General features: G+C 70.7%; 19 protein-coding genes. 13 read left to right on the forward strand and 6 right to left on the reverse strand.

Annotated elements, in window-relative coordinates; genetic code table 11:
• Positions 1-74: 74 nt before the first annotated feature.
• The 3 genes from F7P10_RS08955 to F7P10_RS08965 are packed head-to-tail and all read right to left on the reverse strand — an operon-like array spanning position 75 to position 1,978.
• Positions 75-1,022, reverse strand: coding sequence for a DUF2589 domain-containing protein (locus F7P10_RS08955; RefSeq protein WP_151008919.1), 948 nt, complete (start codon positions 1,020-1,022; stop codon positions 75-77).
• Between the two features lie 60 nt (positions 1,023-1,082).
• Entirely contained in the window at positions 1,083-1,358 is a 276-nt protein-coding gene (locus F7P10_RS08960; protein WP_151008920.1) for a hypothetical protein, read from the reverse strand.
• Positions 1,355-1,978: a DUF2589 domain-containing protein gene (locus F7P10_RS08965; RefSeq protein ID WP_151008921.1), complete on the reverse strand. Its 624-nt coding sequence runs from the start codon at positions 1,976-1,978 to the stop codon at positions 1,355-1,357. The genes F7P10_RS08960 and F7P10_RS08965 overlap by 4 nt, the downstream gene beginning before the upstream one ends.
• A 549-nt stretch (positions 1,979-2,527) precedes the next feature.
• On the opposite strand from F7P10_RS08965, the gene F7P10_RS45385 reads away from it, so the two are divergent.
• Complete coding sequence (locus F7P10_RS45385; protein ID WP_368077485.1) at positions 2,528-2,860, forward strand: transposase; 333 nt, start codon at positions 2,528-2,530, stop codon at positions 2,858-2,860.
• Here the strand turns inward: F7P10_RS45385 and F7P10_RS08975 are convergent.
• Positions 2,790-3,992, reverse strand: a complete 1,203-nt coding sequence (locus F7P10_RS08975; protein ID WP_151008922.1) for an IS110 family transposase — start codon at positions 3,990-3,992, stop codon at positions 2,790-2,792. The two genes, F7P10_RS45385 and F7P10_RS08975, sit on opposite strands and share 71 nt — an antisense overlap.
• A 303-nt stretch (positions 3,993-4,295) precedes the next feature.
• Here F7P10_RS08975 and F7P10_RS08980 point away from each other — a divergent pair, with 303 nt between their 5' ends.
• Positions 4,296-4,541, forward strand: a complete 246-nt coding sequence (locus F7P10_RS08980) for a transposase (protein WP_151008923.1) — start codon at positions 4,296-4,298, stop codon at positions 4,539-4,541.
• Positions 4,542-4,896: 355 nt separating this feature from the next.
• Here F7P10_RS08980 and F7P10_RS08985 read toward each other — a convergent pair whose 3' ends face one another.
• Positions 4,897-12,483 (reverse strand): LamG-like jellyroll fold domain-containing protein, encoded by a 7,587-nt coding sequence (locus tag F7P10_RS08985; protein WP_151008924.1) that lies wholly within the window; start codon positions 12,481-12,483, stop codon positions 4,897-4,899.
• A gap of 1,266 nt (positions 12,484-13,749) precedes the next feature.
• Between F7P10_RS08985 and F7P10_RS08990 the strand changes: the two genes are divergently transcribed.
• Genes F7P10_RS08990 through F7P10_RS09005 form a run of 4 tightly spaced genes read left to right on the forward strand, consistent with a single transcriptional unit; the run spans position 13,750 to position 18,672 of the window.
• Positions 13,750-14,871 carry a D-2-hydroxyacid dehydrogenase gene (locus tag F7P10_RS08990; protein WP_218040427.1) on the forward strand — a complete coding sequence of 374 codons (1,122 nt, stop codon included), beginning with the start codon at positions 13,750-13,752 and terminating at the stop codon, positions 14,869-14,871.
• Positions 14,872-14,925: 54 nt separating this feature from the next.
• On the forward strand, positions 14,926-15,738 hold the full coding sequence (locus tag F7P10_RS08995) for an alpha/beta fold hydrolase (RefSeq protein ID WP_218040428.1): 813 nt from the start codon (positions 14,926-14,928) through the stop codon (positions 15,736-15,738).
• A 24-nt stretch (positions 15,739-15,762) separates the two neighbouring features.
• Entirely contained in the window at positions 15,763-16,629 is an 867-nt protein-coding gene (locus tag F7P10_RS09000) for an NAD(P)-dependent oxidoreductase (RefSeq protein WP_151008926.1), read from the forward strand.
• Positions 16,630-16,632: 3 nt separating this feature from the next.
• Entirely contained in the window at positions 16,633-18,672 is a 2,040-nt protein-coding gene (locus tag F7P10_RS09005) for an alpha-amylase family protein (RefSeq protein WP_151008927.1), read from the forward strand.
• Between the two features lie 40 nt (positions 18,673-18,712).
• On the opposite strand, the gene F7P10_RS09010 is transcribed toward F7P10_RS09005, so the two are convergent.
• Positions 18,713-19,765 carry a LacI family DNA-binding transcriptional regulator gene (locus F7P10_RS09010; protein ID WP_151008928.1) on the reverse strand — a complete coding sequence of 351 codons (1,053 nt, stop codon included), beginning with the start codon at positions 19,763-19,765 and terminating at the stop codon, positions 18,713-18,715.
• A gap of 157 nt (positions 19,766-19,922) precedes the next feature.
• Between F7P10_RS09010 and F7P10_RS09015 the strand changes: the two genes are divergently transcribed.
• From F7P10_RS09015 to F7P10_RS09040, 7 genes are all read left to right on the forward strand, one after another.
• Positions 19,923-21,239 (forward strand): ABC transporter substrate-binding protein, encoded by a 1,317-nt coding sequence (locus F7P10_RS09015; RefSeq protein ID WP_218040429.1) that lies wholly within the window; start codon positions 19,923-19,925, stop codon positions 21,237-21,239.
• Complete coding sequence (locus F7P10_RS43210; protein ID WP_218040430.1) at positions 21,212-21,448, forward strand: hypothetical protein; 237 nt, start codon at positions 21,212-21,214, stop codon at positions 21,446-21,448. Before F7P10_RS09015 ends, F7P10_RS43210 begins: the two co-directional genes overlap by 28 nt.
• 91 nt (positions 21,449-21,539) lie before the next feature.
• A complete protein-coding gene (locus tag F7P10_RS09020) occupies positions 21,540-22,481 on the forward strand; it encodes an ABC transporter permease (RefSeq protein WP_151008929.1) in 942 nt (313 codons plus the stop codon).
• Between the two features lie 11 nt (positions 22,482-22,492).
• Positions 22,493-24,343, forward strand: a complete 1,851-nt coding sequence (locus F7P10_RS09025; protein ID WP_254716505.1) for a dipeptide/oligopeptide/nickel ABC transporter permease/ATP-binding protein — start codon at positions 22,493-22,495, stop codon at positions 24,341-24,343.
• Entirely contained in the window at positions 24,340-25,194 is an 855-nt protein-coding gene (locus tag F7P10_RS09030; RefSeq protein ID WP_151008930.1) for an ATP-binding cassette domain-containing protein, read from the forward strand. Before F7P10_RS09025 ends, F7P10_RS09030 begins: the two co-directional genes overlap by 4 nt.
• Positions 25,191-25,496, forward strand: coding sequence for a family 1 glycosylhydrolase (locus tag F7P10_RS09035; RefSeq protein WP_218040431.1), 306 nt, complete (start codon positions 25,191-25,193; stop codon positions 25,494-25,496). The genes F7P10_RS09030 and F7P10_RS09035 overlap by 4 nt, the downstream gene beginning before the upstream one ends.
• The gene (locus tag F7P10_RS09040) at positions 25,493-26,878 is read left to right on the forward strand and encodes an MFS transporter (RefSeq protein ID WP_218040432.1); all 1,386 of its coding nucleotides are present in this window, start codon (positions 25,493-25,495) and stop codon (positions 26,876-26,878) included. Before F7P10_RS09035 ends, F7P10_RS09040 begins: the two co-directional genes overlap by 4 nt.
• Positions 26,879-26,884: the final 6 nt, after the last annotated feature.

Genomic DNA, 26,884 nt, shown 5'->3' on the forward strand with positions numbered 1-26,884 from the left:
TGGACGTGGTGCAGGGCGGTCGCGGTTCCCCGGCCGAGGGCCGGGATGGGTTCCCTGCTCGCACCCCCGGGGCGCTACTGCGACGGTGGGGCTTGGGGTGCGGTCATGTGCGGTGCCAGCCGCTTGGCGACGGCATCCAGCGCCTTCACCGCTGCGCGGATCCGCTCCGCGGTAGGGACGTCCGCGTTCTGGATGAACCGCGTCTGAAGGGTCAGGAGTTCGACCCAGCCGAGGAAGTCGTCGCGGGTGGCGCCGAATTCCAGCGCATGGCTGATCTGCTGCACGTGGATGGCCAGCATCTCGTTGTCGCGCCTCAGATTCGCGTCGATCAGCGCGGTCAGCCGCTGCACCAGCCGGGCGGCCTCGACGCGGTCCTGGACGACCTGGTCGACCGTGCCGAGGTGGCCGAGGTCGCTGATCGCGGTGTCCAGCAGCTGATGGATGCGCGCGGTGCCGCCTGCGGGCACCTGCCTGAGCCGGGACTTCACCTTCAAGGTGGCCTCGCCGCCGCCGGTCGCGACCCGCGCACGGATCACGGCCGGCGGTGGCATGGTCTCCTGCGTGCCGGTGTCCTGCGGCCCGGTGTGGTCGGCACCGCCGGCTTCCCCCGGCCCGGCGGGCTCTCTCGGCAGCGCCGGCGGATGGTCGTGCCCGACCACCTCCAGGGCCAGGTCGATCTCCGCCTCGTCGATGATCAGGCTCGGCGGGGTGATCAGTGACAGCACCGGAACCGACACCTGGACCTGCGAGGTTGTGGTGAACGGATCTTCGGCACCGCCGGCGGCGATGGCCTCGGGATCCAGGTCATGGCGGTGGAAGGCGAACTCGAAGACGCGGGCGGTCTTGGAGCCGTCGGCTCCGGTGGTGAACCCGACGCGGTCGATAACGGCGACGGCCTCCAGCGCCGCCTGGGCCTGGGCGCGTACCACCGCGGTGTATGCCGCGCCCAGCAGCGCCTCGACCCGCAACACGGCCAGGCTGCTTTCGGCCGGATCCCCGGCCAGGCGGTTCGGGTCGGGCATGGGGAACGAGCCTCCACAGGTGTCGTCTCTGGCACGGTCGACCGCGCGAGCACGGCGCGGCTACTGCGCGGTCTGGCAGGGGACGCTGAACCGCAGCCGCTCGCGCTCCCGCTCGGGCGCGGCCAGCACCGATGCGGTGTCCACCGCGATATCGGCCGTGGTGTCTGCCGTAGTGCCGGCCGTGGCGCCGCCGGGCGGTTGACGGGTGCGCACGTAGGTGATCTCGAACTCCACCTCGGTCACCACGAGCCCCGCCGCGTCGGACCGGGCGCGCACCTGCCACCCGGCCCGCTCCGCCGCCGCGGCGAGCCCCGCAGCCAACTCCTCCACCGTCACGACCTAGGACTCTCGGGGTCCCCCTGGTCCCCCTGGCCCTGGCCCTGATTGCCGGTCGTCGGGTCGGCGCCGTCGTAGATGGCGTGCTCCAGCAACGACAGCATCCGTTCCATGCCCTTGGGCATGGCGTCCTGGACGGCCTCGACATGGACGCCCAGCGTCGCCGACCGGTTGGTGGTGTCCTCCCGCGCGCTCTTGCTCTCGTAGGAGCCCTTGAAGGAGGCCGAGATGCCCCAGAAGCTCGTGCTCACCGCCGCCTCGGCGGCGAGCTGCTTGTCCTCCTTCTCCACCGTCGTGGACTGGATCTTCACCTCGAAGTCCAGCGTGGTCTTGGTCAGCCGCAGGAACGGCACCGGCACCAGCGTCAGCAGCGGGACCTGGACCTCCACCTTCTCCGCGGTGGCCTTCTGGCCAGGCGCCGCCTGTTTCCAGCGGTCGACGGTGAAGTTCACCATCACCGGGACGATTTTCCCGTCCTGCGTCTTGGTCAGGCCGATCTTTTCGATGAACTCGGTGGTGGCGCTGCTGGACATCACGCTGCCCTTGATCACGCCCTGCAGCGGGCCACCGATGATCTGCTCGAACGGCAGGGCGAGTTCGCGCCCCAGATCTGCCGGCATTCGCTCCTCCTATCTCGGGGTGAAACCACACTGCAACGGAAACGACACGAACCGCTACTGTCTGTCACGGAAGGGGTGCGTGACAGAACGCCACCCCCGCCTCGGCGGCCTCCGCCAAGGCGGCGTGCGGCGCCCGGTCGAGGCGGTCAACCGCGGTCGCGCCTCATCCGAGGTTGGAGTTGTGGACCAGGCCCAGGTCAGCACCGCTGACCTGCAGGGGTTTCACCGAGCCGACTGCACGCGCGGCACGGGGTGCGCGGGCCCGAGAGGCCAACGGCCCAGGGAGAGATGCGGCCTCTTGCGGAGGGCTGTGCTGGCGGGCCCGGAGTCAGACCAGGAGGTGTTCGCCGTTGACATCAGCCTGCAGGTTCGGTGAGGCGTGCTTCCAGGTCGGCGATCATCTGGGTGAGCGGGCTGGTGTCTCGCGCCGGACCATCTGAAAGGGTTGTTTGTTAGGGATTGCCCCGGTGTGGGTTGGCGGGCTGGTGAGGGCTTCGTTGCCACCTCTTGACGCTCGGTCGTTGCCGGGTTGCCGTGGGTGGCGTGGGAGTGGAGGGCGCGGAGCCGCGCAAGCCGTATCGCAGTGATCTGTCCGATGAGCGGTGGGCGTTGATCGAGCCGGTCATCACGGCGTGGAAGGCGCGGCACCCGTCGGTGTCAGGGCATTCGGGCCGGTATCCGATGCGGGAGATCATCAACGCGATCTTGTACCAAGAGCGGACGGGCTGCGGGTGGGAGTACCTGCCGCATGACCTGCCGCCCCGCTCGGCGGTGTACTACTACTTCGCCCGGTGGCTCTCTAATGCGTTTGTCAAGCCGCTACGGCTGTGTGGCCGGGGTTGTAGGGAGTGCGGTTGCGGAGCACGGCGTGCAGCACGTTGACGCGTCTTCGGGCGAGCGCGAGTACGGCCTGGTGGTGGGTTTTCCCTTGGTCCTTCTTGCGCCGGTAGAACGCCTTGCTGGCCGGGTCGCAGCCGACCGCGATGAACGCCGACTGGTAGAAGACCCGTTTGAGGGCCTTGTCTCCGGCGCGGGAGCGTTGCAGGTAGCGGACCTTGCCAGACTGGCGGAGTACCGGGGCCAGGCCCGCGGCGGCGGCGAGCTGGTCGCCGCCGGCGTAGCGGTCGATGCCGCCGGTGACGGCCAGGAATTCGGCGGTCAGGACGGCCCCCATCCCCGGCAGGCTGGCGATGAGGGCCGCGTCAGGGTGGCGCTCCAGCACCTCCCGCAGGCGCTTGTCCAGCGCGGCGAGCCGGTCCCGGGCGGCCAGCGCCTCGGCCGCGATGTCGCGGACCAGGTCGGCGGCGACCGCCTCGCCGGGCACGCTGACGCGCTGCGCGGTCGCCGAGGTGAATGTCCCGTCGGCCAGCGCGATCAGCTGAGCGTCCTTGACGTGGCTGAGCTTGCGCAGGTGGGCCAGGACGCGGGCGCGTCCGGCAGCGCGGATCTCGGCCGGGGTGACGTACTGGGTGAGCAGGTGCAGGCCGGTCTTGCCGGTGAGGTCGAGCTGGCGCTCCAGGCCGGGGTGGATCGAGGCCAGCAACTCGCGCAGCCGGTTGGCGCGGCGGGTGGCATCGGTGACCAGGTCGGCGCGGCGTGCCACCAGCAGTCGCAGTTCGGCGTCGATGTCCCGGCCGGTGGTGACCGGCCGCAGGTCGTCGCGGATGCGGACCTGGTCGGCGATGACACGGGCGTCCTTGGGATCGCTCTTGTGCTCACCGCCTCGGGTGCCCTGGCGGGCGCGGTTGACCGCCAGGCCGGGGACGTGGACCACGGTCAGGCCCGCGGCCAGCAGCATGGCCTGCAGCAGGGCGGCGATGCCGCCCAGGATGTCGATCCCGACGGTGGCCCGGCCGTGCTCGGCCTCGGCGGCCTGGATGTCGGCGATCAGGTTCTCGATCGCGTCGGGGGTGTTGTCGACCCGCCGGTTGACCAGCACCTTCCCTGCCTCGGCGACCTTGATCTCGGCCCAGTGGATCTGTTTGGCGACATCGATGCCCACGGCCAGCGGCATGACGGCTCTCCCTTCGACGAACTGTCGCAAGCGCGGCCTCTTCCCGCCGTCCTCGCCCTACACAGCGATCAGTCGCGGTCTCTAATCAGCGGTCGAGAAGAAGCGGTGAGGCAGGGGGCCAAGCCACCTGAGCCATCGATCAGCAGCGCGATGAAAGCCATCCCTGCCTCACCCGCACCACCCGAGCATCCCGCTCTCACCGGACCCTCGGGGCACCTTCAGAAAGGTAGGGCGCGATGACGGGCTGACCCAGCCCATCCACGATCTGCTGCGCGGCCGGGTCCGCGAGGTCGCGGGGCGGGTGTGCATGCCGCGGCAGGGATCCCCTCGGCCACGATTGGGCTTGACGCGGGCAAGAAGATCCGGGGCCGCAAACGCGGGATCGCCACCGACGCGCCGGGCCTGTCGATCAACGTGGTGGTGACCGCCGCGAACGTGCACGACAACGCCATCGGGGTCGAGCTATTGGACTGGGTCGCCATCGACAACCCGGGCGTGCGCACCGCGGGGGTGGACGCGACCTGCTCGTGCGACAGTTCTGTGCCGTAGACCTGCTTGAGGTGGTGCAGGAGTAGCTCCCGGATCGGCACAGCCCCGCCGGTGGCCGGCATCGGCACCATCCCGGCCGCACCCGCCCCGGTTTGGGTGACACTCCCATTTCCCTCGATCACGCTCATGGCGTCGAATCCCCCCGAATTCGATGGATGATCTTCCTGGTCGATCCCCCACCCACCGAGATCATTTCCACGCCACGAGTGATACCCCCGGAAGGAGGACACATCAGGTCCCGGATTCGGTCCGTGCTTGGGCCAACGGACCGGTATCTGCTTGGTAGGTAATCGTCATCCCCCTTGTTGGTGGGAATCCTGGAAGTCTGAAGGAAGGCGGTGGCGGCTCTCGTCCCTCAAGTGTCCAGGCCGTAGTAGAGGGCGAGGTAGTCGATCACGTCATCGGCGTGGGGGATGAGTTCGGGCAGGTGGGTGCGTAGGGCGGTCCGGGTGGCTTCGGAGAGGTCGGGGCGGCTGGAGGTGGCGGCCCGCACGTAGGGTTCCAGGCGCTTGATGAGCTCGTAGTTGCTGTCGATGTGTTCGGCCCGCATTGCCTGTTCCAGCGGGGGTGCGGAGGGGGGCGGGATCTGCGGTAGCAGGCGGCTGACGAAGGTGACTCGGTGCAGGACGCGCCAGCAGGGCGGTTTGCGTACGGTCTGGCGGGCCTGGCGCAGCGCCGCGGCGTTGGGGTCGGAGCCGGCCTCGAGCCAGGCGGGGTCGACGACCTTGTGGTAGAAGTCCTCGAAGTTGGCGGTGTCTTCGCTGAGGTAGTAGGTGTTCCAGCGGTAGGCGTCCACGCGGCCGGGCACGAGCACGGGCTCGCCGTCGGCGTCGAACATCGGGTTGAGGTCGTCGCCGTAGCGTTGCATGTCGCCGGGGGTGTCGCAGTCGACGGTCAGCCCGAACGAGCGGGTGGCCTCCTTGCCGCGGGCGCGGGTGGTGGACATGCCGCCGCCGATGGAGGCGTCGAAGGCCGCGCCGACCCCGATCCCGCCGAGCTGGAACCCGATCTGTGCGGAGGCGCCGACCGAGCCGGTCAGGGAGTACGAGCCCGAGGTGGTCTCGGTGACCGCGTCGGTGACCTCGGTGGTTTCGGCGAAGAAGCCGCCTTGTGCCGTCCAGACGTAGGTGTTGACCAGGTCTCGGCGGGAGAAGGCGGCGCCGGTGGCGGTGTCGGCGGTGCCGGTTCGCCGCTCGGGGGCGGTGCCGTCGCCGAGGTGGCCGCTGAGGAGGCGTCCGGCGCGTTCGGCGGTCGGGTCGGGGGTGTGGGTTTGGGTGGACACCGTCTCGTAGTAGGACCGGCGCCGCTGTTCGTCCTGCCTGATGCGGCGTTTGATGGCGTAGGCCTCGCGCGGTTTGAAGTAGCTGTACTCGCCCTGGTCGCGCGCGTCGGGGTAGTCGGAGTCGAGGACCTTGCCCTGCTCGTCGAATCCGATCGTGCCGTCCAGGGTGCCCTGCTTGACGTAGCGGGGGTTGACCGGGAACGGCAGGACGTTCCAGTCCTTGGGGATGTCGGTGTTGGGCCGGATCCGGTAGGCGACCAGGGCGCCGTTGTGGGACAGCCGCAACGCGAACACGTCGGCGGTCAGAGACTGCACGATGGCGAAGCCGGTGTTGGCGGGCAGGAAGCGGCGGCCGGTGTGGGGGTTGCGTACCCGTGCCGGATCCTCCCAGCGGCCGGTGAGGGTGACCGTGGTGCTGCGGGAGGTGTTGGCGCCCTCGGTGACGCTGGTCTCGCTGCCCCAGCCGTTGGAGTACTCCAGGCTGGCGCTGGCCGTATAGGCGGCACCGGTCTGGACGACCGGTTGGGCGGTGCCGAACCCGAGGGGAGCGGTGATCGCGAGGACGTCCACGTCCACCTCGTTCGACAGCGAGGCGGAGAACGCGGCGTCCACGCTGCGGTCCTTGGCCGATGACAGCGCGTAGATGACCTCCTCGGCCTCGGTGACCTCCACGGCGGTGACGCCGGTGTAGCCGCCCAGGCCCGGGTCCAGGACGCCGGTGACCAGGTTCTCCGACGGCGCCGGCGGCGCGCCCTCGACGTAGCCGACCAGCTGCGGGTCGAACTGGACCTGGCCGACCCACTCGGTGGCCAGGTCGCCGACCTTGTAGCCGGTGACCAGGTGCCAGCGACCGTCCCGCAGGTAGCCGTAGCAGCGCTTGAGCACTCCGGCGGCCTCGCCCCTGGGGCCGTGCTGCAGGTCGGCGTACTCGGCGACCGCCGGGGTGCCGCTGATCGTCTCGTGGAACGGGGTGCGGATCGCGGCCAGTGCCGAGCGGACCTGCGCGGCGTCGCCGGAGATCGGCGCGGTGGACAGCGCCGACCGGGGCCGCGCCGCCTCGTCGGCGGGAATCCGCAGGTGGTTGCCGCGCAGTCCGTGGTCGCGTACCAGTGTCGTGCCGTCGACGGTGGAGTCGCGATCGAACGGCCAGTAGCCGACCAAGTCCTCGGTGTCGCCCTTGAGCCGGGCGAACAGGTTGTCGAGGATCTGCTCCTCGCTGCGCGCCACCCGCCAGAGCCGGACCTCCTCCAGCGTGCCGGCGAAGCCTTCGGTGGGCACGCCGGAGGCCAGCATCGCGCCGAGGGTGAGCTGTGTGTCGCCGTAGTCGGCCGGGGCGTCGGGACTGTCGGGTGCGATGGGGTCGCAGGCGATCGGTGTGCCGTTGCGGTACACCGTGATGTCGCTGCCGGCGGGATCGGGGTCGCGGGTCCAGGCCGCGCCGCGCAGCCGCGCAGGGTGCGAACCGGTGGTGTCGGCGGTGGTGTTGCCGTCGTTCTCGGTGAAGCGCCACTGCGCCACCAGGCCGCGGTCGCGCGCGGTCACCGGCGCGCCGAGCTGGGCGGGGTCACGGGCGAGGCTCCACAGCCGCACCTCGGCCAGCACGCCGGTGAGCGCGTGGACCTGGTCGCCGTCGCGGGCGCGGCCGAGTTCCAGCGGGCCCGCGTTGCCCTTGGGGCCGACGCCTTCATAGCGGGCGCCCCCGGCGTCGTTGCCATCGATGTGGAACCGGATGTCGTCCCATTCGGTGACTTGGACCGACTCGACGACCTCCAGGGACTGGGTGGTGGGCCGTCCGTCCGGGCCGGTCGTGGTGATCTCCTGGGTGCCGGTGACCTCCCGGGTCGCGCGGCCCGCCTTGCGGACGACCGCGATCCGGTGGAAGCCGTCGGCGGTGACGGCCTGGGTGGAGGCGAACCGGACGATGGCGCCGCCGGGTTCCTCGAAGGCGAACTCCAGCCGCCCGTCGGCCAGGACCAGCAGCTGGTAGGGGAGGCTGCCACCGGTGCCGTCGGCCAGCCGGCCCTTGGACACCAGTCCCTGCCTCGTGCCGAGCCGGTCGATCTGGGCGGCCACCTCGACGGTCAGGTCGTCGAGGCAGTTGAGCGCGTCTTCGGTCCCCGCCTCCAGGTGGGCGGCGCCGTCCAGCCGGACGGCCCACGACTGCCGGAAGGCGACCGCCAGATGGCTCCACTCACCGCAGGGGAACGCGTCACGGCTGGAAACGAACCGGTTTCCCACGCCGGTGACGACACGGTGCGCGGCGGGTTGCTCGGGGAGATCCTCGGCCAGCGGCGAGGGCTCGGCTGTGGGAGAGCCGTGCAGGACGCCGTGGCGGTCCCGTCCGGTCGCGTCAAGGCACTGCCCCTCCCGGAACCTCCAATAGCCCAGCAGGCCCGGTTCAATGCCGGACTGCCGGGCGCGCATCTGCGCCTGGACCTCCTCGGCGGTGCGGGCCGTGCCCCAGATCCGCACCTCGTCCAGCGCTCCGGACATGCGCGTGTCGTTAGCGGCGAGCCAGCCGAGGGTTACGGCGCCCTGGCCGCTGTAGACGCTGCCGGCCGTGCGCCGGGCGACTTCCACGCCGTCCCGGTACACCACCTGCTGACGGGTGTCGCGGTGGAACACCGCCGCCCAGTGGTGCCAGTCCAGGTCGGTGTAGACCTCGGCCGTGGCCAGGTCATCGCCCGAGTGCCCGATGACGAAGGTGTCGTTGTAGCGGAAACCGACGTACAGCATATTCTCTCGGACGCCCTGTGACACCGGGTAGTCGCTCTTCCCCGTCCGGACGCGCTTCATCCAGAACTCCACGGTGAAGTCACGATCGGCCAGGTCGATGTCGCCGACATCGATGTCGTCGTCGACCCCGTCGAAGAACATCGCGTGATCCCTGGGCACGTCCTCTTCCCGGGGCTCTTGGGACGCGTCCGCCAAGGCCAAAGTGAGCGGCGAGTCTCCGGTGTTCAGCTGGATCAGGCGCGCCCGGCGGTTGACCGGGCCGGCGTTGACCCAACTCTCCAACGTCAGGTCCCCGGCGAGCGCCAGGTGCTCCAGCCGGTCGGCCGGCAGGCTGAGATGCTGGCCTTGGCGGAAGATGTAGGTGCGGCCCGGCATGTCGCCCCGCCAGCGGGAGCCGCGCCCGGCGAGCAGGGCGGCCGCCTCGCCGTCCTGGACCTGCCCGGTGGCATCGCTCTCCACCGTCACCAGCCGGGACCCTTCGGCCAGGGACACCCCGGGTGTGGCGGCCGAGCAACGGTGCGGGTCGTAGCGGACCAGGGTCACCGTGTCGCCCGGGGCGGGGCTCGCCTCGCCCGACGGGTGGCTCAGGTGGAGCGTCTCGGTACCGGCGGGGTGCTCGCCTCGCACCAGGTAGCCGTGCCCGCCGACCAGGACGAAGCTGGGATCGGGCAGCGGCACGGAGGAGGGCTCGCTCAGCTCGATGGTGGTCCCGTCCACGGCCGCCACCGTGCCGACGAGGGTCGGCTGTCCCGGGTCTCCGTTGAGCACAGCGGCCAGGTCGGCCGCCTGGCGCGGCAGGGCGCTCCAGGTCTCGGTCTCCTCGCCCTCGTGGATGGTCAGGTCGCACAGCGCCGCGACGTCCTCGAAGGGGGACACGGTGATCAGGACGTCGGACATGTCCGGGCCGACGTTCCTGCCCCGCAGCAGCACCGCACCGGTGTCGGCGGGCAGCCGCTTCACCCCGCGTGCCACGGCCGTGTCGTAGTAGGCCGCGAAGAACTGGCCGTTGGCGCCGCGGAAGTACAGCACCATCGCGCCGGTGGCGCTCTCGGCCAGGTGGGGGGTGTCGCCGCCCCGGGCGAACTCCAGGAGCCCGCCCGCGTGACTCAGCCCGGTGCGGTCCAGCCCCAGGGGCGGCATGGCCACGGTCACGTCGTCGGCGCCCGCGCTCGCTCCGGTGAGGTTGGCCAGTTCCTCCAGGGCGAGGCTCAGGTCGGCTTCCCGGGCCGGGAGCAACAGCCGCAACTCGTCGGCTCGGCGGGTGTCGGCGCCGACCTGATCCAGCCGGGCGCGGACCTCGGAAAGGTCCCGGTTCGCCTGAGCGAGTTCGGCGTCCAGGCCGGACACCATCCCCGCCCGCTCCAAGGCGATCAGGCCCTCCCCGCCGGCCAGCGCGTCGCCGAGGTCCCACTGCACGACCTTGTCGCCGAACTGTTCCAGGGAGCTGACCGGGGACTCGCTGTAACGGTTGGTGATGTGGCGGTAGTCGCCGCTGCGGATCGCGCTGAACTGCGAGTCCCAGTTCTGCGGCGGAGGACTCCACTGGACGAATACGGCGCCGTCGGTCTTGGACGGGCCGGGGATGCCCATGTACAGGCCGCTGTTGACGTTGCGCACCCGGTAGTACGGGTAGCCGGTGCCGGTCTTCTGGCCGACGTCCTCGAAGACCCACCGCGCTGATCTGGCCTCCCTCTCGGGGGACCTCACCACCTCGGCGTCCGGTTCGAGGCTGTCGTCGCGGACCGCCACATATCCGGGGACCCCTTGCTGCGGGAGCTTGAACCGCAGCAGGTAATACCACTCCGTGAAGACGCCCTGCCGCGCGTCGTACCGCTGCTGCAGGTCGGTGACCTGAGCGGCGAGTTCATCGCGACGCCGCTCGAGGACGTCGACGTCCTCGGGCGCGTGCGTCAGCAGGTCGATCTCCCGCTTGAGGCGGTCGGCCTCCGTGGCCAGTGTGCCGATCCGCTGCTCCAGCACGCTGACCCGTTCCAGGTCGGCGTCCTCGGCGGGCCGGACGAGCGTCGGCAGCGACAGCTCGTCGGGCACCTGCGCCAGACGCCCGTCGCGCCCCACCCCGAAGTCGAGCACGGCCGCGTACGCCTGATCGGTGGCCTGCCCGCTCACCGGCTCAGGGCCTCCGGTCATGGCGGCCAGCAGCACCCGCGCCTGACGCTTGGCCGGCTTGGGCTCCTCGTCATACCCCGCGGCGGCGTCCTCCTGCTGGTAGTACAGGCTCGCCGCGAGCCCGGAGACCACGGTGCGGCCGGTAAGGGCGAAGCTGTCACGGCGCACGCCCGGGTGGTCGCCGACGGGCGCGTCCGAGGTGATCCACGCCGGAGTGCCGCGCACCTCGCCGTGCAGGCCGTGATCGGTCTGATCGTGGACGGTCGTGCCCGACCCCTCGTCGAAGCGGTAGTAGGCCAGCAGGCCGGGCTCGTTGCCGACCAGCCGGTGGTGCATGTCCCGCCGCAGTTCGGTACCGGTCCGCACACGCTCCCAGATCCGTACCTCATCGATGGCGCCGTGAAAGAATCCGGCCGCCTGGCCGGAGGCGTGCATGGCGCCGATCAGCATCGGCGTGTCCGCATCGGGGATGAAGCCGAGCTCCTGTGCCCCGTGCTGCCGACCGTCCACGTACAGGCGCAACGTGGTGCCGTCGTACACGCTCGCCACGTGCGTGTACCGATCCGTAGGGACGGCGATGTCCGTCTGCGCCGACCACGGCGCGACGTTGTGCTCGCAACCAAGCCGACCCTCGGGGGTGAGGTACACGCGGAACGCGCCACCGACCCCGCCGTTCCACGTGGAGATGATGTGCCCCGGGTAGGACTTGGGGCTGATCCACGCCTCGACGGTGTACGGCCCTCCAGGGCGCAGCCGTTCCGAGTTTCCGAGATGAACGTAGGCGTCGGTGCCGTCGAAGCCCAGCCCAGCCTCGGCATACCCCTCGGTGCTGACCGTGGGGATCAACTCCTGGCCGGTGAACGGGCAAGTGCCGGGGGCACGTTCGTACACCGCGTCCTGGTACTGCGGGTCCGGGCTGGTGTAGTAACGGGAGCCCTGAGTGTCGAGGAGACCGTCACGGGCCTGCTCGATGTTGAACGAATCGATGCGCCCGGTCGCCTCGTTCCCGGCGAAGATCTGCCACCGTTGCACGCCGTGGACGGCCGTGGGCACCAACACCGCCGCGAACCGGCCACCGGTCAGATTGCGGACGAACGAGAGTTCCTGGGTGGGCTCGTAGAACGGCCGCCCCTCCATGTCCTCGGTGCCCAGGGTGTCCTTCGCCGAGTCCGGGAGCGAGGCGTGACGGCTGCGCCGGTACCGTACCTGCCGCACCGGCGTGAGGTCACCGCCGACGAGGAGGAACCGGTCGGCCAGCAGCGTGTCACGCACCAGCGGCACCCTCGTGCCCTCGTGCAGCACGTAGTCGGTGCGGTCCGGATCCCCCGAGGAATCACCGCTGTTCAGCTTGAACACCGCGCCCGGATGTCCGGTACCGATCGACTGGCGGAGAAGCACGATGTGGGTACCGTCCGACAGCACCTGGAACGGCGCCGCCGCCGACAGCCGCGCGGTGGTGGACAGGAACGGGTCGATCTCCTCGGAGGTCAGGCGCCGGTCGCCCGACGCCTCGCTCCCGCCGCCCGTGACCACCGGCATCGCCGTGGTTCCCGCCACGCCGTATCCGACCTCCGCGATCTCGGCGGGCAGACGCACCGGACGCGGGTTCTCGTGCCAGTACGCCGCGTCCAGTTCGCCCCTGTCCTCGTCCTGCTCGGCCAGGTCGAGCACGCTGTAGACGATGCGCCGGGCATCGTCCATCGCGAAGGCCACGACCGTGCCCTGGTGACGGACCATCGCGGTGTGCACGTACGTCCGATCGCTGTAAACCTTGACCAGATCCTCCGCCACGGCCATGGCCGGGCCTCCTCACCTGCTATTCGTTCACCGGGCGGGCAAGCCAAGCGGTCCTGCCGAATGAAAGTCGCGGCAGAAGGCCGAACTCTCCCTGACGGCCAGAAACGAGAACCAGCACACGGCCTGTCCATAGGGCGGGCCGAATTTCCTGACCTCAATCCTGACTTGGCAAGTGTGTTCAAACAAGACTCGCGAGGTGGCCTGAACCAGCCCCCGGTCACCCACGCCCCAGTACACCCGCTCCGTACGACCGAGAATGCCCAGTTCACTGGACATTCTCATCGCGCGTGCGCACCTTGCCGAACGCGTGGACAAAAAAGCAGATACCGCAAGGTGGTGATCCTTGGAGCGCCCAGGGGTGAGAAAGTAATTGCTGTCCGTCGACAAGAGCCGATTCCATCGTGATTCTGCTGGTCGCAGGCGGGTTTCGGGTCACCCTGCATGACCGACGAACGGGAGGCTCCCGTCCGGCACTCCGCCAACGCCCGCACGGGCCGGCGGACCCGCGAGACGGTGTACGTGATCACTAACCTGAACAGCGCACAGGCGTCCCCGCACCGGCCGGCGCTGCTCGTGCGCGGCCATTGGGGCATCCCTCTGCGTCAAGCCCAGATGGGACACAAGGGTATGAACACCCCTAATCGACATGAGCCGGCAGTCCGCGCTCCAGGGGACACCCAGTCGACCGGGTCGCGGCGTCGAGCCAGCCGTGCGGCACGTTGACCGCCGAGCGCTTGCCCGTCCTCGTCCACCGTGCCCCCGTCCACCGTGCCCCGAGGCCGCATGAGCGGACGCCACGGGTCGGCGCGGCGCCGTCCGTTGCCCGTCGGACCGGGATGCCCTTGCAGCGCGAGGCGGCGAGGCTGATCCAGCGTCGTGGCAACAGGTGGCAAGTAGTTGCCGAGCGATTCCTCGGGCCGCTGTGATGAACCAACGCATCGGCATGGCGCTCGCGCGGCTCTGCTTTGGAGGTGAGGCCCTATGACGCGGTCTCCGGACGCTCTTGTGGTCCGCATGACGATGAGTTCGGTGGACGATACGGCCGTGCACCGCGGTGGTGGTGCGGCATTCGCCGACCCTCCCGTCGGCACGCGGGATCTGCTGCCACCGGATCGACCACCGGGTGCTGTTGCCGCAGGCCGCGGCTGCGACCGTCCACGGAGCGATCCTCCAGAACCGCGGCACCGGCCGAGCGGGCACCAAAAGCGATGAACGGCGGGCACCCGGTTCGAACGGCCGTCGGCTGCGTTCACAGGGCGCCCCGCCATGCCGATGGCTCTCGATCGTGCTGCGGCCGGTGGTAGCGCGGTGTTTCCGTCCGATGCTCGGGAGACCGTCGACTCGGCCGTGCTCAAAAAAGGACTTGATTCCATGGGACCACATCAGCCGACTCGAATTATTCGCAAGGTGCTTTCCACGTTGATGTTCGAGCCGGACGAGATGGAGCAGCTGCGTGGGGCGTTCGCTCCGGCGGAGTTCGTTCATGTCGCGCCGTGGGACGACGCCGGCATCACCCGCGCACTCGAACACGCGGATGTCGCCGTCATCTCGGGCGACCTCGACGAACGGCATCTCACCGCGCCACGACTCGCGTGGGTCCACTGCGACCACTCCGGACTCACTAGATCCGCGAGGCCCGAGGTGTTCGAGCGAGGCTTGATCGTCACCGGATCCGCCGGGCGTTCCGCCCCTGCTCTGGCCCAACACGGGTTCTATTTCGCACTCGCACTCACCTTCGATGCCCGGAGGCTGTTCGAGATGCAGGACGCGCACCTCTGGCGCTTCATCGAGGGTTACGAGAAGAAAGTGGCGCTCTGGGGCAAGACGTTGGGCATTGTTGGCTTCGGCCACACGGCGAGGGAGATGGCGCGCCTCGGCAAGGCGTTCGGCATGCGGGTGATCGTGTACCGGCGCCGCCCCGCGGAACAGGCTCTGGACGTGGACGTCATGCTGTCCTCGGACGACGGCGACTCCCTGGGCCGGCTCCTCGACGAAGCCGACGTAGTCATGATCGCGGCACAGCTGACCGACGCCACCCGCCACCTCTTCTCGGCCGCCGAGTTCGCGCGCATGAAGAACACCTCGTTCGTCATCAACATGGCACGCGGCGGGATCATCGATCAGGATGCCCTGGTCGAGGCCCTGCGGGCGGAAGAGATCGCGGGCGCCGGACTCGACGTGGCCACTCCCGAGCCGCTTCCTTCGGAATCCCCACTGTGGGACTTCCCCAATGTAGTGATCACACCCCACGTGACCCCGGCCGTACCGGACCGCACGCAGCGCTCGATCGACATCATCGTCGAGAACATTCGGCGTTACCGCGCCGACGAGCCGCTTCTCAACGCGCTGACCGAGCGCGACGTCTATACGCAGAATCCAGGCAGCTGACCCACCGATCCCCTCTCTTTCGACCAGTCAGGACGTTCGATGTCAGCAAGTGACATGACACGAATCGGCCGCCCCGGTGCGGTGGCCCCGGGCATCGTCGTGGACCGTGCGACCGGCCCGGATGGCGCCGTCGGCACGATGGTGCTGTTGAACTCGCTGGGCACGACCACGGCCCTGTGGGACGACGTCGTGCCGCACTTGACCGATTCGTTCGACGTGGTGCGATTCGACCAGCGCGGCCACGGCAACGCCACGGAGTATTCGGCTCCTCAGGGGATCGACGAACTCGTCGACGACGTGCTGCGCGTCGTCGACGGCCTCGGTGCCGGACCGGTCCACCTCGCGGGCATCTCCATCGGCGGGATGATCGCGATCCGCGCCGCGCGCCTGGCGCCGGACCGCGTCTCGTCCCTCGCCGTGATGTGCTGTGCGGCACTGCTCGATCGGCAGAGCTGGGTCGAGCGGGCGAGCCTCGTCCGGCGGCGAGGCATGGCGGAGCTCGTCCCTCCCGTGCTGGAACGCTGGTTCGCGCCGGAGTTCCGGCGTGAACGGCCCGATGTCGTACGCACCTACGCCGACATGCTGGGCTCGACGGATCCGGAGGGATACGCGATCGGCTGCGATGTCCTCGCCGACGCGGACGTCCGCGACGACCTCGGCAGGATCGGCGCCCGCACGCTGGTGCTGGGGGGCACGGAGGACCCGGCCACTCCCCCGCACGAGCAGCGTGCCATCGCGCGCGCGATGCGGCGGGCGCGGCTGGAGATCCTTCCGGGTGTCGGCCATCTCGCGCCCGCGGCGGCACCGGAGGCGGTCGCGGAGGCCCTGAAAGCGCACGCCCTGGATCGTCCGCGCGGCGATTCGTGAACGAGAACACCTGAGGAGATGGACATGGACATCGGCTTCATCGGTCTGGGCGTGATGGGACGGCCGATGGCCGCCAACCTCGTCGCGGCCGGCCACCGGCTCACCGTGCACCGCGAGAGCGCGGCGGCCCGCGAGGCACTCGGGGAACGGGCACGGTTCGCGAGGTCCGTGGCGGAAGTCACACGGAACAGCGAAGTCGTCCTCCTCATGCTCCCGGACACCCCCGACGTCGAAGCGGTGATGCGCGCGGACGACGGCGTGCTCGCGGCGCTGCGGCCGGGCACTCTCGTCATCGACATGAGCTCGATCTCGCCCTCCGCGGAACGTGAACTCGCCGGCGAAGTCGCCGCGGCCGGTGGCGCCTATCTGGACGCCCCGGTGTCCGGCGGGGAGGTCGGGGCGCGCGAGGGGACGCTGTCGATCATGGTCGGCGGTGACCGGGCAGCCGTCGAACGGGCCATGCCGGTCTTCGAGGTCCTCGGAGGGCGGATCTCCCACATCGGCGGGGCCGGGGCCGGTCAGGTGGCGAAGGTGGCGAACCAGATCGTGGTCGGCGTGACGATCGAGGCGGTCGCCGAGGCGCTGCGCCTGGCCGAGGCCGCCGACGTGGACCCCGGCGCCGTTTGGGACGCCCTGCTGGGCGGATTCGCGTCGTCGCGCGTGCTCGAGGTGCACGGGGCACGGATGATCAAAGGCGAGTTCGAGCCGGGCTTCCGCATGGCGCTCCACCGCAAGGATCTTGGACTCGCCGTGGAAGCATCGGCTCGGCTCGACGTGGCGCTGCCCGCCTCGGGACTGGTGCACCAGCTGATGAACTCCGCGGTGGCCAAGGGGCTGGGCGATCATGACCACTCCGCCCTCAGACTGCTCCTGGACGGGCGGAGGGACTGATCCGTGCCGAGCAGATGGCAGAAGCCGTTCACGGTCTTCCAGACGAATCTCCAGGAAGTCGACGCCACCATGGACGTCGAGGCGGCACTCGACGTCATCGAGGACCACGGCGCGGACACCTGGCTGGTCAACGCCGGCGGGATCGTCGCGTTCTATCCGACCGATCTGCCGTTCCACGTACGGAACCCGTTCCTCGCCGATCGTCCTTCCGGCGATCTGCTGGGCGACGCCGTCACCGCCGCCGGGAGGCGGGGCGTCCGGGTGATCGCGCGGCTCGACCTCTCCAAGGTCGCCGCCGCGGTCGCCGCCGAGCACCCCGAGTGGCTGTTCGGCTCGGCGGCGGGCGAGCCGCAGGTTTACAACGCTCTCTCCAGCACGTGCCCGTCCGGGGAGTACTACCAGGAGCGCGCGCTGGAGATCATCGACGAGATCCTCGACCGGTACGCCGTCGGCGGCTTCTTCGTCAACTGGTTCAACTTCAACGAGCGCGACTACAGCGAAGTCGTCCACGGCATCTGCCATTGCGCCTCGTGCGCCGAACGGTTCGCCGAGTTCAGCGGCGGTCGGGCGCTTCCCACCACCCACGAGACCGCCGACCTTCCCCTGTGGCTGCGCTACACCGCCGCCACGCTGGAGGAACTCGGGCGAAAGTACACCGAGCACGTGGAGTCGCGTGACCGGGACCTCGCGCTCATCCTGTCCAAGGGCGCCCCGATGCTCTACTGCGAGGGCAGCAACGCCTTCCGGCACCTGCCCGGCAAGGAGCTGTGGCCCCATGCGACCGCCGAGACGGTGAGTGCTCACGTGTCGTCCCGGCCGGAAGCACCGCTCGTCCTCAACGCGGTCGCGCATATCGATTCGACGTACCGCATGGGCGCCGAGCAGCCCGAGCATGTCGCCCAGCACCTGATCCAGGCGATCGCGCGGGGCGGGAATCCCTCGACCTACATCCTCGGCGCGCCGGGCCGGTTGCCGATGGCGAGCGTCTCGCTCGCACGGCACGTGACCCGGTTCCACCGCGAGCGGCACGATCTCTACGCGTCGCTGCGGCCGGCGGCGACGGTCGCGCTGGTGCGGCCCGGAGGCGAGCGCGGTCGCCTCGAGACTCTCGAGGAGTTCCGTGGGGTGTACCGGGCTCTGCAGGAGAGGCACCTGCCTTTCGATGTGCTCGGGCTCCGCGACCTGGCGGCGATGGGCACCGACGGTCGGCTGGACCGTTACCGGCTCGTCGTCCTGCCCGACGTCGGAGCCCTCGGAGCCGATGCGGCCAACGCGTTGGACGGGTTCGCCGAACGCGGCGGGAACCTGCTCGCCACCGGCGGCAGCGGAATCACGCCGGACGGTGGCGTGGAACTGGCGGCGAGTCCGGCGGCGCGCCGTATCGGGGCCCGCATGTCCGGCAAGGAGGTGTGGTCGACGTACGCCACGCTGGACGAGCAGCCGCACGCCGACGAGAACCGGTTCGTGGGCTCGGTCGTCCCGGTGTACGGAAGCAATGCCCGGTACGTCTGGAAGCCGGGCGTCGACAAAGCGGGGGCCCTTCTCGCCCAGGCCCCGTGGGGTCCGCCAGAGCTGAGCTATGGCCACTCCCCCAGCGGCGACCCGGCGGTCGCCTCGATCCGATACGGATCCGGCGTGTCGTCCATGATCACGTGGACCGTCGGCCGCACGTACCGGGAGTTCGCCAAGACCGAGGTTCGCGAACACCTGCTGAGCGTGCTGGAGCCGCTGGCGGACGTCCGGGTGAGCGCGGAACTGCCCGAGCAGGTCGAGCTCATCCTCGGCCGGGACGACGAGGGCCTGGTCGTGCATCTGCTCAACCAGACGGGAGCGCGGCGACGCTCGTTCGGGCCGCACGTGCCCGTCCGCGAGGGCTGGCTCGTGCTGCGACACGCCACCGGGGACGAGTCGGCCACCTCGCTCGTGACCCGTCGGGAGCTCGGTACACGACCGGACGGGCACTCTCTCGTCATCGACCTTCCCGTCCTGGACCTGTTCGAGGTGATCAGCATTCGCTCGGCGGCCGTGCCGGAGAACGGGTGAGGCGGCCTCCCCATAGCGGCGGGCCGCGACGGACGGGGCGCTAAGGGCGCCCTGGATCGTTCCGGGCCGCACTGAGGTGCATACGGCGGCGCCGGGCGGTCGAGTCGCGCACGATGAGACGCACGGGGAGCGGCATCGGCCGCTCGGTGCGGCTCGCGGGCTCGCCGCGGCGGGCGAGCACGGCGTGGACGGCCGCCCGGCCCTGGGCGCGCAGCGGCGCGGCCACGGTGGTCAGTCCGGGGGAGACGATCCGGGCGGGGAAGATGTCGTCGAAGCCGATCACGCTGACCTCTTCGGGCACCCGGATCCCGCCGGCCTGGAGGGCGAGCATCAGGCCGATCGCGAGCTGGTCGTTGTAGGCGACGACGGCCGTCGGCGGGTCGGCGCGCAGCCGGGCGGCGGCCTCGCGGCCGCCCGCGACCGTGGGAGCGAACGGACCGATGCGCTGTGCCCGGCGGCCGAGTTTCGCGGCCGATTCGCGGAGGGTGCGCCAGCGCATCCCGTCCGCCCACGACGCTTCCGGCCCGGCGATGTAGGTCAGTGCCCGATGGCCCAGCCCGGCGAGGTGTTCGGCGGCCTGGCGCATGCCGCACGCGTCGTCGAGGACGATGCTGGGGACGTCCGCGACGTCGCGGTTGAGGACGACCGTGGGGCGCTGCCCGGCGACCACGCGGATGGCCGAGTCGGGCAGGCGGGTGCCCGCGAGGACGGTTCCCTCGACGCCGGGCAGCGCGCGCCGGAGGCTGTCGCGCTCGAGCGTGTCGGACTCCTGCGCGTCGATGAGCAGCAGGACGTAGCCCGCTTCGGCGGCGGCGGATTCGGCCCCCCTGATGATCTCGGCGTAGAAGGCGTTGGTCACGTCGGACACGACGAGGGCGAGCATCGACGTGCGGGTGCGCGCGGCCGCCGGGGACGCCGGAACCGTGCGGTACCCGAGTTCGGTCGCCACCCGCCGGATGCGCTCCGCGGTCTCGGCGTTGACCCGGCCCGGCCGGGAGAAGGCCCGTGACACCGTCGAGGCCGCGACACCCGCCGCCTGTGCCACGTCGTAGATCGTCGGTGGCCTGCCGGAACGGTTCGCTGTGCCGGTCATCGGCCCTCACCTCCAACCATGAGAACAGCGTTCTCCTGTGATGAAGACAACATATGGCAACTGCTTGCCGCTGCGCACGGGGCGAACGTCTGATGGGGCGCGTAACCCAGGCGCAACATCCCGTCCACTCGACGGCTCACCAGGATGAAGGACCCCCATGATGCGCATTCGATCCAGCGGCCGGAGACTGGCGCTGACCGCGCTGGCTGCGACCGCGGCGCTGACGACGGCGTCATGCGGCGCTTCCGCCGAGCAGTCGGCGGCGGACGCCACGACGCTGACCCTCGCCGTCCAGGGCGCCCCCAACTCGTTCGACCCCTTGGAGCTCACGGACGGAACCCAGGCGTACGTCTGGAGCTCGGTCTACGACACGCTGCTGAGGTACGACAACAAGGGCGAACTACAGCCGAACGGTGCCAAGAGCTGGAGCTACTCGGATGACCGCAAGACCCTCACCCTGAAGCTGCAGGACGGCATGACGTTCAGCACCGGCGCCCCGGTGAACTCGGCCGCCGTGAAGGCGACCCTGGAACGGACGATGAAGGAGCCGGGCCAGAACCAGTTCAAGCTGTCGGCGGTCGAGTCCGTGGAGGCGCCGGACGAGAGCACGGTGGTGCTTCGTCTCAAGGAGCCGGACGCGGCGCTCCTGCACGCGTTCACGATGGCGGTCGGCGTGATCGGCGATCCGAAGACCCTGGACTCCGAGCGCACGGCCCTGAACCCGGTCGGCTCGGGACCGTACGTCCTGGACGGGTCGACGGTGAACGCCTCGAAGTACGTGCTGAAGAAGCGCGACGACTACTGGAACGCGAAGGCGTACCCGTTCGAGACCGTCGAGATCCGGGTGATCAAGGACCGCACCGCCACCGTGAACGCCCTGCAGTCGGGCGGGCTCAGCGCGGCGAGCGTCGAGACCACGCAGGTCGACCGGCTCAAGGCCGCGGGATTCGACGTGAAGTTCATCGAGGCCGTCGCCATGGGGGGCCTGACCCTCGCCGACCGGGACGGGACGAGGGTGAAGCCGCTCGGCGACGAGCGGGTGCGGCGGGCGATCAACATGGCGTTCGACCGGAACAAGATCGTCGAGCAGTTGCTGCGCGGCGCCGGCAAGCCCACGCAGCAGGTGTTCAGCCCGAAGAGCGATGCGTACGACCCGGCACTGGAGCGGACGTACGCCTACGATCCGGCCGCGGCGAAGAAGCTGATGGCCGAGGCCGGATACCCGGACGGGTTCGAGGTGCACATGCCGAGCCTGTTCTTCACCAAGCCGTTCGAGCCGACGGTCGACCAGGCGCTGGCGGAGATCGGCGTCGAGGTGACCTGGGACCCCACTCCCCGCAGAACAGCGTGTCGGCGGTCACCTCGAAGAAGTACGGCATGTTCCTCTCCGTCGAGGGGATCACCACCGCGCCGGGCGAGGTACAGGCGAACCTCGGCTCCCGCAACGTGTTCGACAGCACCGACCCCGAACTGACGAAGCTGCTGGAGCAGGTGAACGCCGAGTCGGACCCCGCGAAGGCCGCCGAACTCTACAAGCGGATCAGTGCTTTCACGGTCGAGAACGCGTGGTTCGCGCCGCTCTTCTTCAGCGGTCGGTACTGGGCGACCGACGGCGGCGTCGAGTTCCTCGGCGACGGGTCGAACGTGTTCTCCACCATCCGGTCGTTCGGCCCCACCGGCTAGCCGGACACGTCGCGGACGGCGGCCCCGGTCGGCCGGAGACGTCGCCGTCCGCGACGGTCCGTGCCCCTCCGCCCACCCCGAAGGAAACGTCATGCTCCTCTACGCGCTGCGCCGGTCCTCCATGGGCCTGCTGCTCGCGGTGCTGGTCACGCTGATCACCTATCTGCTGCTGAGCCTGTCCTTCGACGACATCGTCCGCGGCAGGCTCGGCCCGGCCGCGACGCCCGAGACGGTACGGGCGATGAAGGGCGACATGGGCCTGGACCGCCCGGTGCTCGTCCAGTACCTCGACTGGCTGTCGCACGCGGTGCGGGGCGACTTCGGCGTCTCGTACTTCACGAGCGAGCCGGTCGGACCGGCCGTGTCCGCCCGGCTCGGCGTCACGCTGTCGGTCGTGCTCGTCGCGCTGGCCTGCACGGTCCTGATCAGCGTGGCGCTGGGCGTGTTCGCCGCGACGCGCGGCGGCGTCATGGACCGGGTCGCGCAGGGCGCCTCGCTCACCGGCTACCTGGTGCCGAACCTGCTGATCGCCATCGTGCTGGTCGTCGTCCTGTCGATCAACCTGGAGCTGCTGCCGGCCACCGGGTTCACCCCGATCACCGAGGACCCGTCGCGCTGGGCGCAGACCATCCTCATCCCGGTGCTCGCGCTGCTGGTGTCCGGGGTGGCGTCGCTGACCGCGCAGATCCGCGGATCGATGATCGACGAGCTGCGCCGCGACTACGTCCGGACGCTGCGGACGCGCGGCGTCGCGACCCGGTCGATCGTCCTGCGGCACGCGCTGCGCAACGCGGCGGGGCCCGCGCTGACCGTGCTGTCGTTCGAGTTCATCGCGATGCTGGGCGGCGCGCTGGTGATCGAGCAGGTGTTCGCGCTGCCGGGCTTCGGCTCGTACGCGTTCGAGGCGTCGCTGCAGGGCGACGTCCCGATCATCATGGGCGTCAGCGTCTTCGCCGTCCTTCTCGTGGTGGGCCTGAACCTCACCGTCGACCTTGTGAACGGCTGGCTCAACCCGAAGGCGAGGGTGCATTGAGCAAGGATCCGTTGAGCACCGAGTCCACGGACGCGTCCGCCGGTTCCCCTGACGCGGGCGTCGCGGACACCGGCCGGGCGGTGCCGCGCCGCAGGTCGGCGGCGCGGCGGCTGCTGCGGGACCCGCAGGCCGTCGGCACCGCCGCGCTGCTGCTGGCGATCGTCCTGCTGGGGCTGCTGGCGCCGCTGCTCGCCGACCACGGCCCGAACGAGGCGTCGCTCGACGCGATCAACGCCGATCCGGGCACGCCGGGGTACCCGCTGGGCGGCGACGGCAGCGGCCGCGACATCTTCGCCCGGCTGCTCCACTCGATCAACACCAGCGTCGTGTCGGCGCTCGTCGGGACGTCCATCGCGCTGGCCATCGGCGTCACGGCGGGCCTGATCGGCGGGTACTTCGAGCGGCGGATCCGGGGCGTCACCGAGTGGGTGTTCAGCCTCGTCATGACGCTGCCCGGCCTGCTGCTGCTGATCGTGCTGATGCCGGTGACCGGCGGCGACTTCCGGGTCACGATGGCGATCTTCGGGGTGCTGCTGTCGCCGGGCGTGTACCGCCTGGTCCGCAACCAGGTCCTCGGCGTGAAGAACGAGCCGTACGTGGACGCCGCGCGCGTCTCGGGGCTGCCGGGGCGGCGGATCATGGGCCGGCACATCCTGGTCGCCGTGCGAGGACCCGTCGTCATCGCGGCCGCGTTCCTGGCGGGGCAGTCCATCAACGTGCAGTCCGGGCTGGCGTTCCTCGGCGTCGGATCGGCCACCACCCCGAGCTTCGGCGCGATGATCTCCGAGGGTTTCCAGAACCTGTACCAGGAGCCGCTGCAGTTCGTCTGGCCGAGCCTGCTGCTCGGCGTGATGAACGCCGCGCTGGTGCTGTTCGGGAACGCCCTGCGCGACACCCTCCAGGGCGCCCAGCCCAAGCCGTCGAAGGTCGTTCCGGCCCCGGCCGGACGCGCGGCCCCGGCGGCAAACACGGCCCCGGCGGCGGGCGGGCTGCTGACGGTCGAGGACCTCGCGATCGCCTACCCGACACCGTCGGGTGGACTGGAGGAGGTCGTCTCCGGGGTCACGCTGAACCTGTCCTCCGGGGAGACGCTCGGGCTGGTCGGCGAGTCGGGCTCGGGGAAGACGCAGACGGCGTTCGCGGTGCTCGGCGTGCTGCCGGCGGAGGCCGTCGTCACCCGCGGCTCGATCCGGCTGGACGGGCGGGAGCTGCTGGGCCTCGGCGAGGGCGAGCTGCGCGAGGTCCGGGGCCGGTCGATCGCGTACGTGCCGCAGGAGCCGATGTCGAACCTCGATCCGTCGTTCACGGTGGGCGCCCAGCTCGTCGAGGGCGTCCGCGCGGCGGCGGCGTCCCGGATCTCGCGGCGGGACGCCCGCGCGCGGGTGCTCGCGCTGCTGAAGCGGGTCGGCATCCCCGACCCGGAGCGGACGTTCCGGTCGTACCCGCACCAGATCTCGGGCGGGATGGCGCAGCGCGTGCTGATCGCGGGCGCGGTCGCGAGCCGACCGATCCTGCTGATCGCGGACGAGCCGACGACCGCCCTGGACGTGACCGTGCAGGCGGAGATCCTCGACCTGCTGCGCGATCTGGAGAAGGAGCTGAACATGGCCGTGCTGCTGGTCTCCCACGACTTCGGGGTGGTGGCCGACATCTGCGACCGGGTCGCGGTGATGCGGCACGGCGAGATCGTCGAGACCGGGACCACGGCCGGACTCTTCGGCGACCCGCGGCACACCTACACCCGGATGCTCCTCGACTCGATCCCCGGCGGTGGCACCGGCCGGTCCGATCCGCTGCCCGGTGAGGCCGCCGGACGCGGCCCGCGTCCGGCCGGCGGGACCGTCTTCAAGGAGGCGCGATGACGGCGGCTCCGCTCCTCGACGTGGACGCCCTCCGCGTCGCCTACCCCGGACGCGGCTTCCGGGCGCGCCCGGTGGAGGTGCTGCACGGCGTGTCCCTGACGGTCGGTGAAGGCGAGACGCTCGGCGTCGTCGGCGAGTCCGGGTCCGGGAAGACGACGATCGGCCGCGCCGTCCTCGGCCTCGTGAAGCCGAGCGGCGGCCGCGTCCGATTCCAGGACCGGGACGTCACGCACGCGTCGGCGCGGGAGCGCCGCGCACTCGCCCGCGACCTGCAGGTGGTGTTCCAGGACCCGTACGGTTCGCTGAACCCGGGCCTGACGGTGGGCGACACCCTGAGCGAGCCGCTGGTGGTGCAGGGCGCCTCCCCCAAGGACGCGCGGGCACGGGTGCGAGCGCTCCTGGAGCAGGTGGGGCTGCCGGCGAACGCGACGGAGCGGCTCCCCCGCGAGTTCAGCGGCGGGCAGCGCCAGCGCGTCGCGATCGCCCGCGCCCTGGCCCCGGAGCCGCGCCTGATCGTCTGCGACGAGCCGGTGTCGGCGCTGGACCTGTCGACGCAGGCGCGGGTGCTCGATCTGTTCATCGACATCCAGCGGCGCACCGGCGTCGCGTACCTGTTCGTGTCGCACGACCTCGCGGTCGTCCGGCACGTGAGCCACCGGGTGAGCGTGGTGTACCGGGGCGACATCGTCGAGACCGGACCGGCGGGCGCGGTCACCTCGGAACCCGAGCACCCCTACACCCGCCGGCTCCTGCTGGCGGCGCCCGTCGCGGACCCGGACGAGCAGGCACGGCGGCGCGCGGAGCGGCGTCGCCTCCAGGACACCGAGACCGGACAAGGAGCCCACGGATGACCCGCCCCGTTCCCGGTTCCCTCAGGGGCGTGCCCGTCGTCGTCACCGAGAACGGGATCGCCACCGCCGACGACGAGCGCCGCATCGCCTACACCTCGGAGGCGCTCCGGCACCTGTTCGACGCGATCGACGACGGCGTCGACGTCCGCGGGTACCTCCACTGGAGCGCGCTCGACAACTTCGAGTGGGGGCACTGGAAACCCACGTTCGGGCTGATCGCGGTCGACCGGGTGACGTTCGAGCGGCGTCCCGAGCCGAGCCTCGCCCGGCTCGGGGAGATCGCCGGGCGCGGACGTCCGTGACGCGGGACCTCGCATCGTCCGGGACCGGCGAGGAGGGCGGCGGAACGGGCGGCGGAACGGGCGGCGGCACGATCGGGCGCGGCTTCATCGCCCTGCTGGCGACGGCGAACTTCGGCCTGTCGATGGCGCTCATCGTGCCGATGGCCTACTCACTCGCACTGCGCGTCGACCGGCTCGCGCCGGGGCGGGAGGAGACGCTCGGGTACATCCTCGGGTTCGGGTCGGTGCTCGCGCTGGTCTCCGGCCCCGTCGTGGGGACGCTCAGCGACCGCACCCGGTCCCGCCTCGGCCGCCGCACCCCGTACCTGATCGGCGGCGCGGCGCTCGGCCTGGCCGCCGTCCTGGTGATGGCGTGGGCGCCGAACGTCGTCGTGCTGGGTCTCGGCTGGGGCCTGGCGAGCCTCGGGTGGGGTACGGCCCTGGGCGCGCTGCTCAACGTGAAGGCCGACCGGGTACCGCACCGCCTGCGCGGGAAGGTCGCCGGGCTCACGGGGTTCACGATGCAGATCGCGCCGGTGGTGGGCGTCCTCATGGTGGGCGCCGTGAGCGGCAGCGGCCTGCTGGTGTTCCTGTTGCCGGGAGTGGTCGGAGCCGTCCTGCTCGTGCCGTTCCTGCTGTTCGCGCGCGAACCCGACGGACGGTCGCGCGCCGTCCCCGACCGGCTCGGCGCGGCCGGGCTGCTCCGCTCGTACCTGTTCTCGCCGCGTGCGCATCCGGACTTCGCATGGAACTGGCTGGGCCGCTTCGCGTTCTTCTTCGGCCAGTCGTCGAGCACCACCTACCTCACGTTCCTCATCGCGCAGCGGCTCGAGATGCCGCTCGCCGACGTCGCCGGCATCGTCGCGATCACCGGTGGGATCAGCATCGTCACGACGACGGCGGCATCGCTCGGCGGCGGGTTCCTGTCGGACCGGCTGGGACGCCGCCGCCCGTTCGTCTTCGCCGGCGCCGCGATCTTCGCCGCGGGCGGACTCGTCCTGGCGTTCGCCGGCACCCTGCCGGTCCTGCTGGCCGGGTCCGCGCTGACGACTCTCGGCATCTCGCTGTTCACGGCCGTCGACCAGGCCATCGTCATGGACGTGCTGCCGGAGCGCGAGACCGCGGCGGGGCGCCACATGGCGATCAATGCGTTCTCCCAGAAGGTCCCCGGCGCGCTGGCGCCGCTCGCGGCGCCGGCGCTGCTCGCGATCGGCGGCGGCACGGAGGCGAACTACACCGCCCTGTACGCGGCGTCCGCGCTCCTCGCCCTCCTGGGCGGCTCGCTCGTCCTCTGGCGCGTGCGGGAGGTGGGCCGGGACAACTCATGGCAACCCGTTGCCACGGCTCCGCCGCCCCGCCGAACATTTCCGTCAGCCGCGTCGACCCGCCCGGAGGATCAGTGAACGTGC

It is taken from the genome of Actinomadura sp. WMMB 499 (assembly GCF_008824145.1).
In the GTDB taxonomy this organism is placed as follows: domain Bacteria; phylum Actinomycetota; class Actinomycetes; order Streptosporangiales; family Streptosporangiaceae; genus Spirillospora.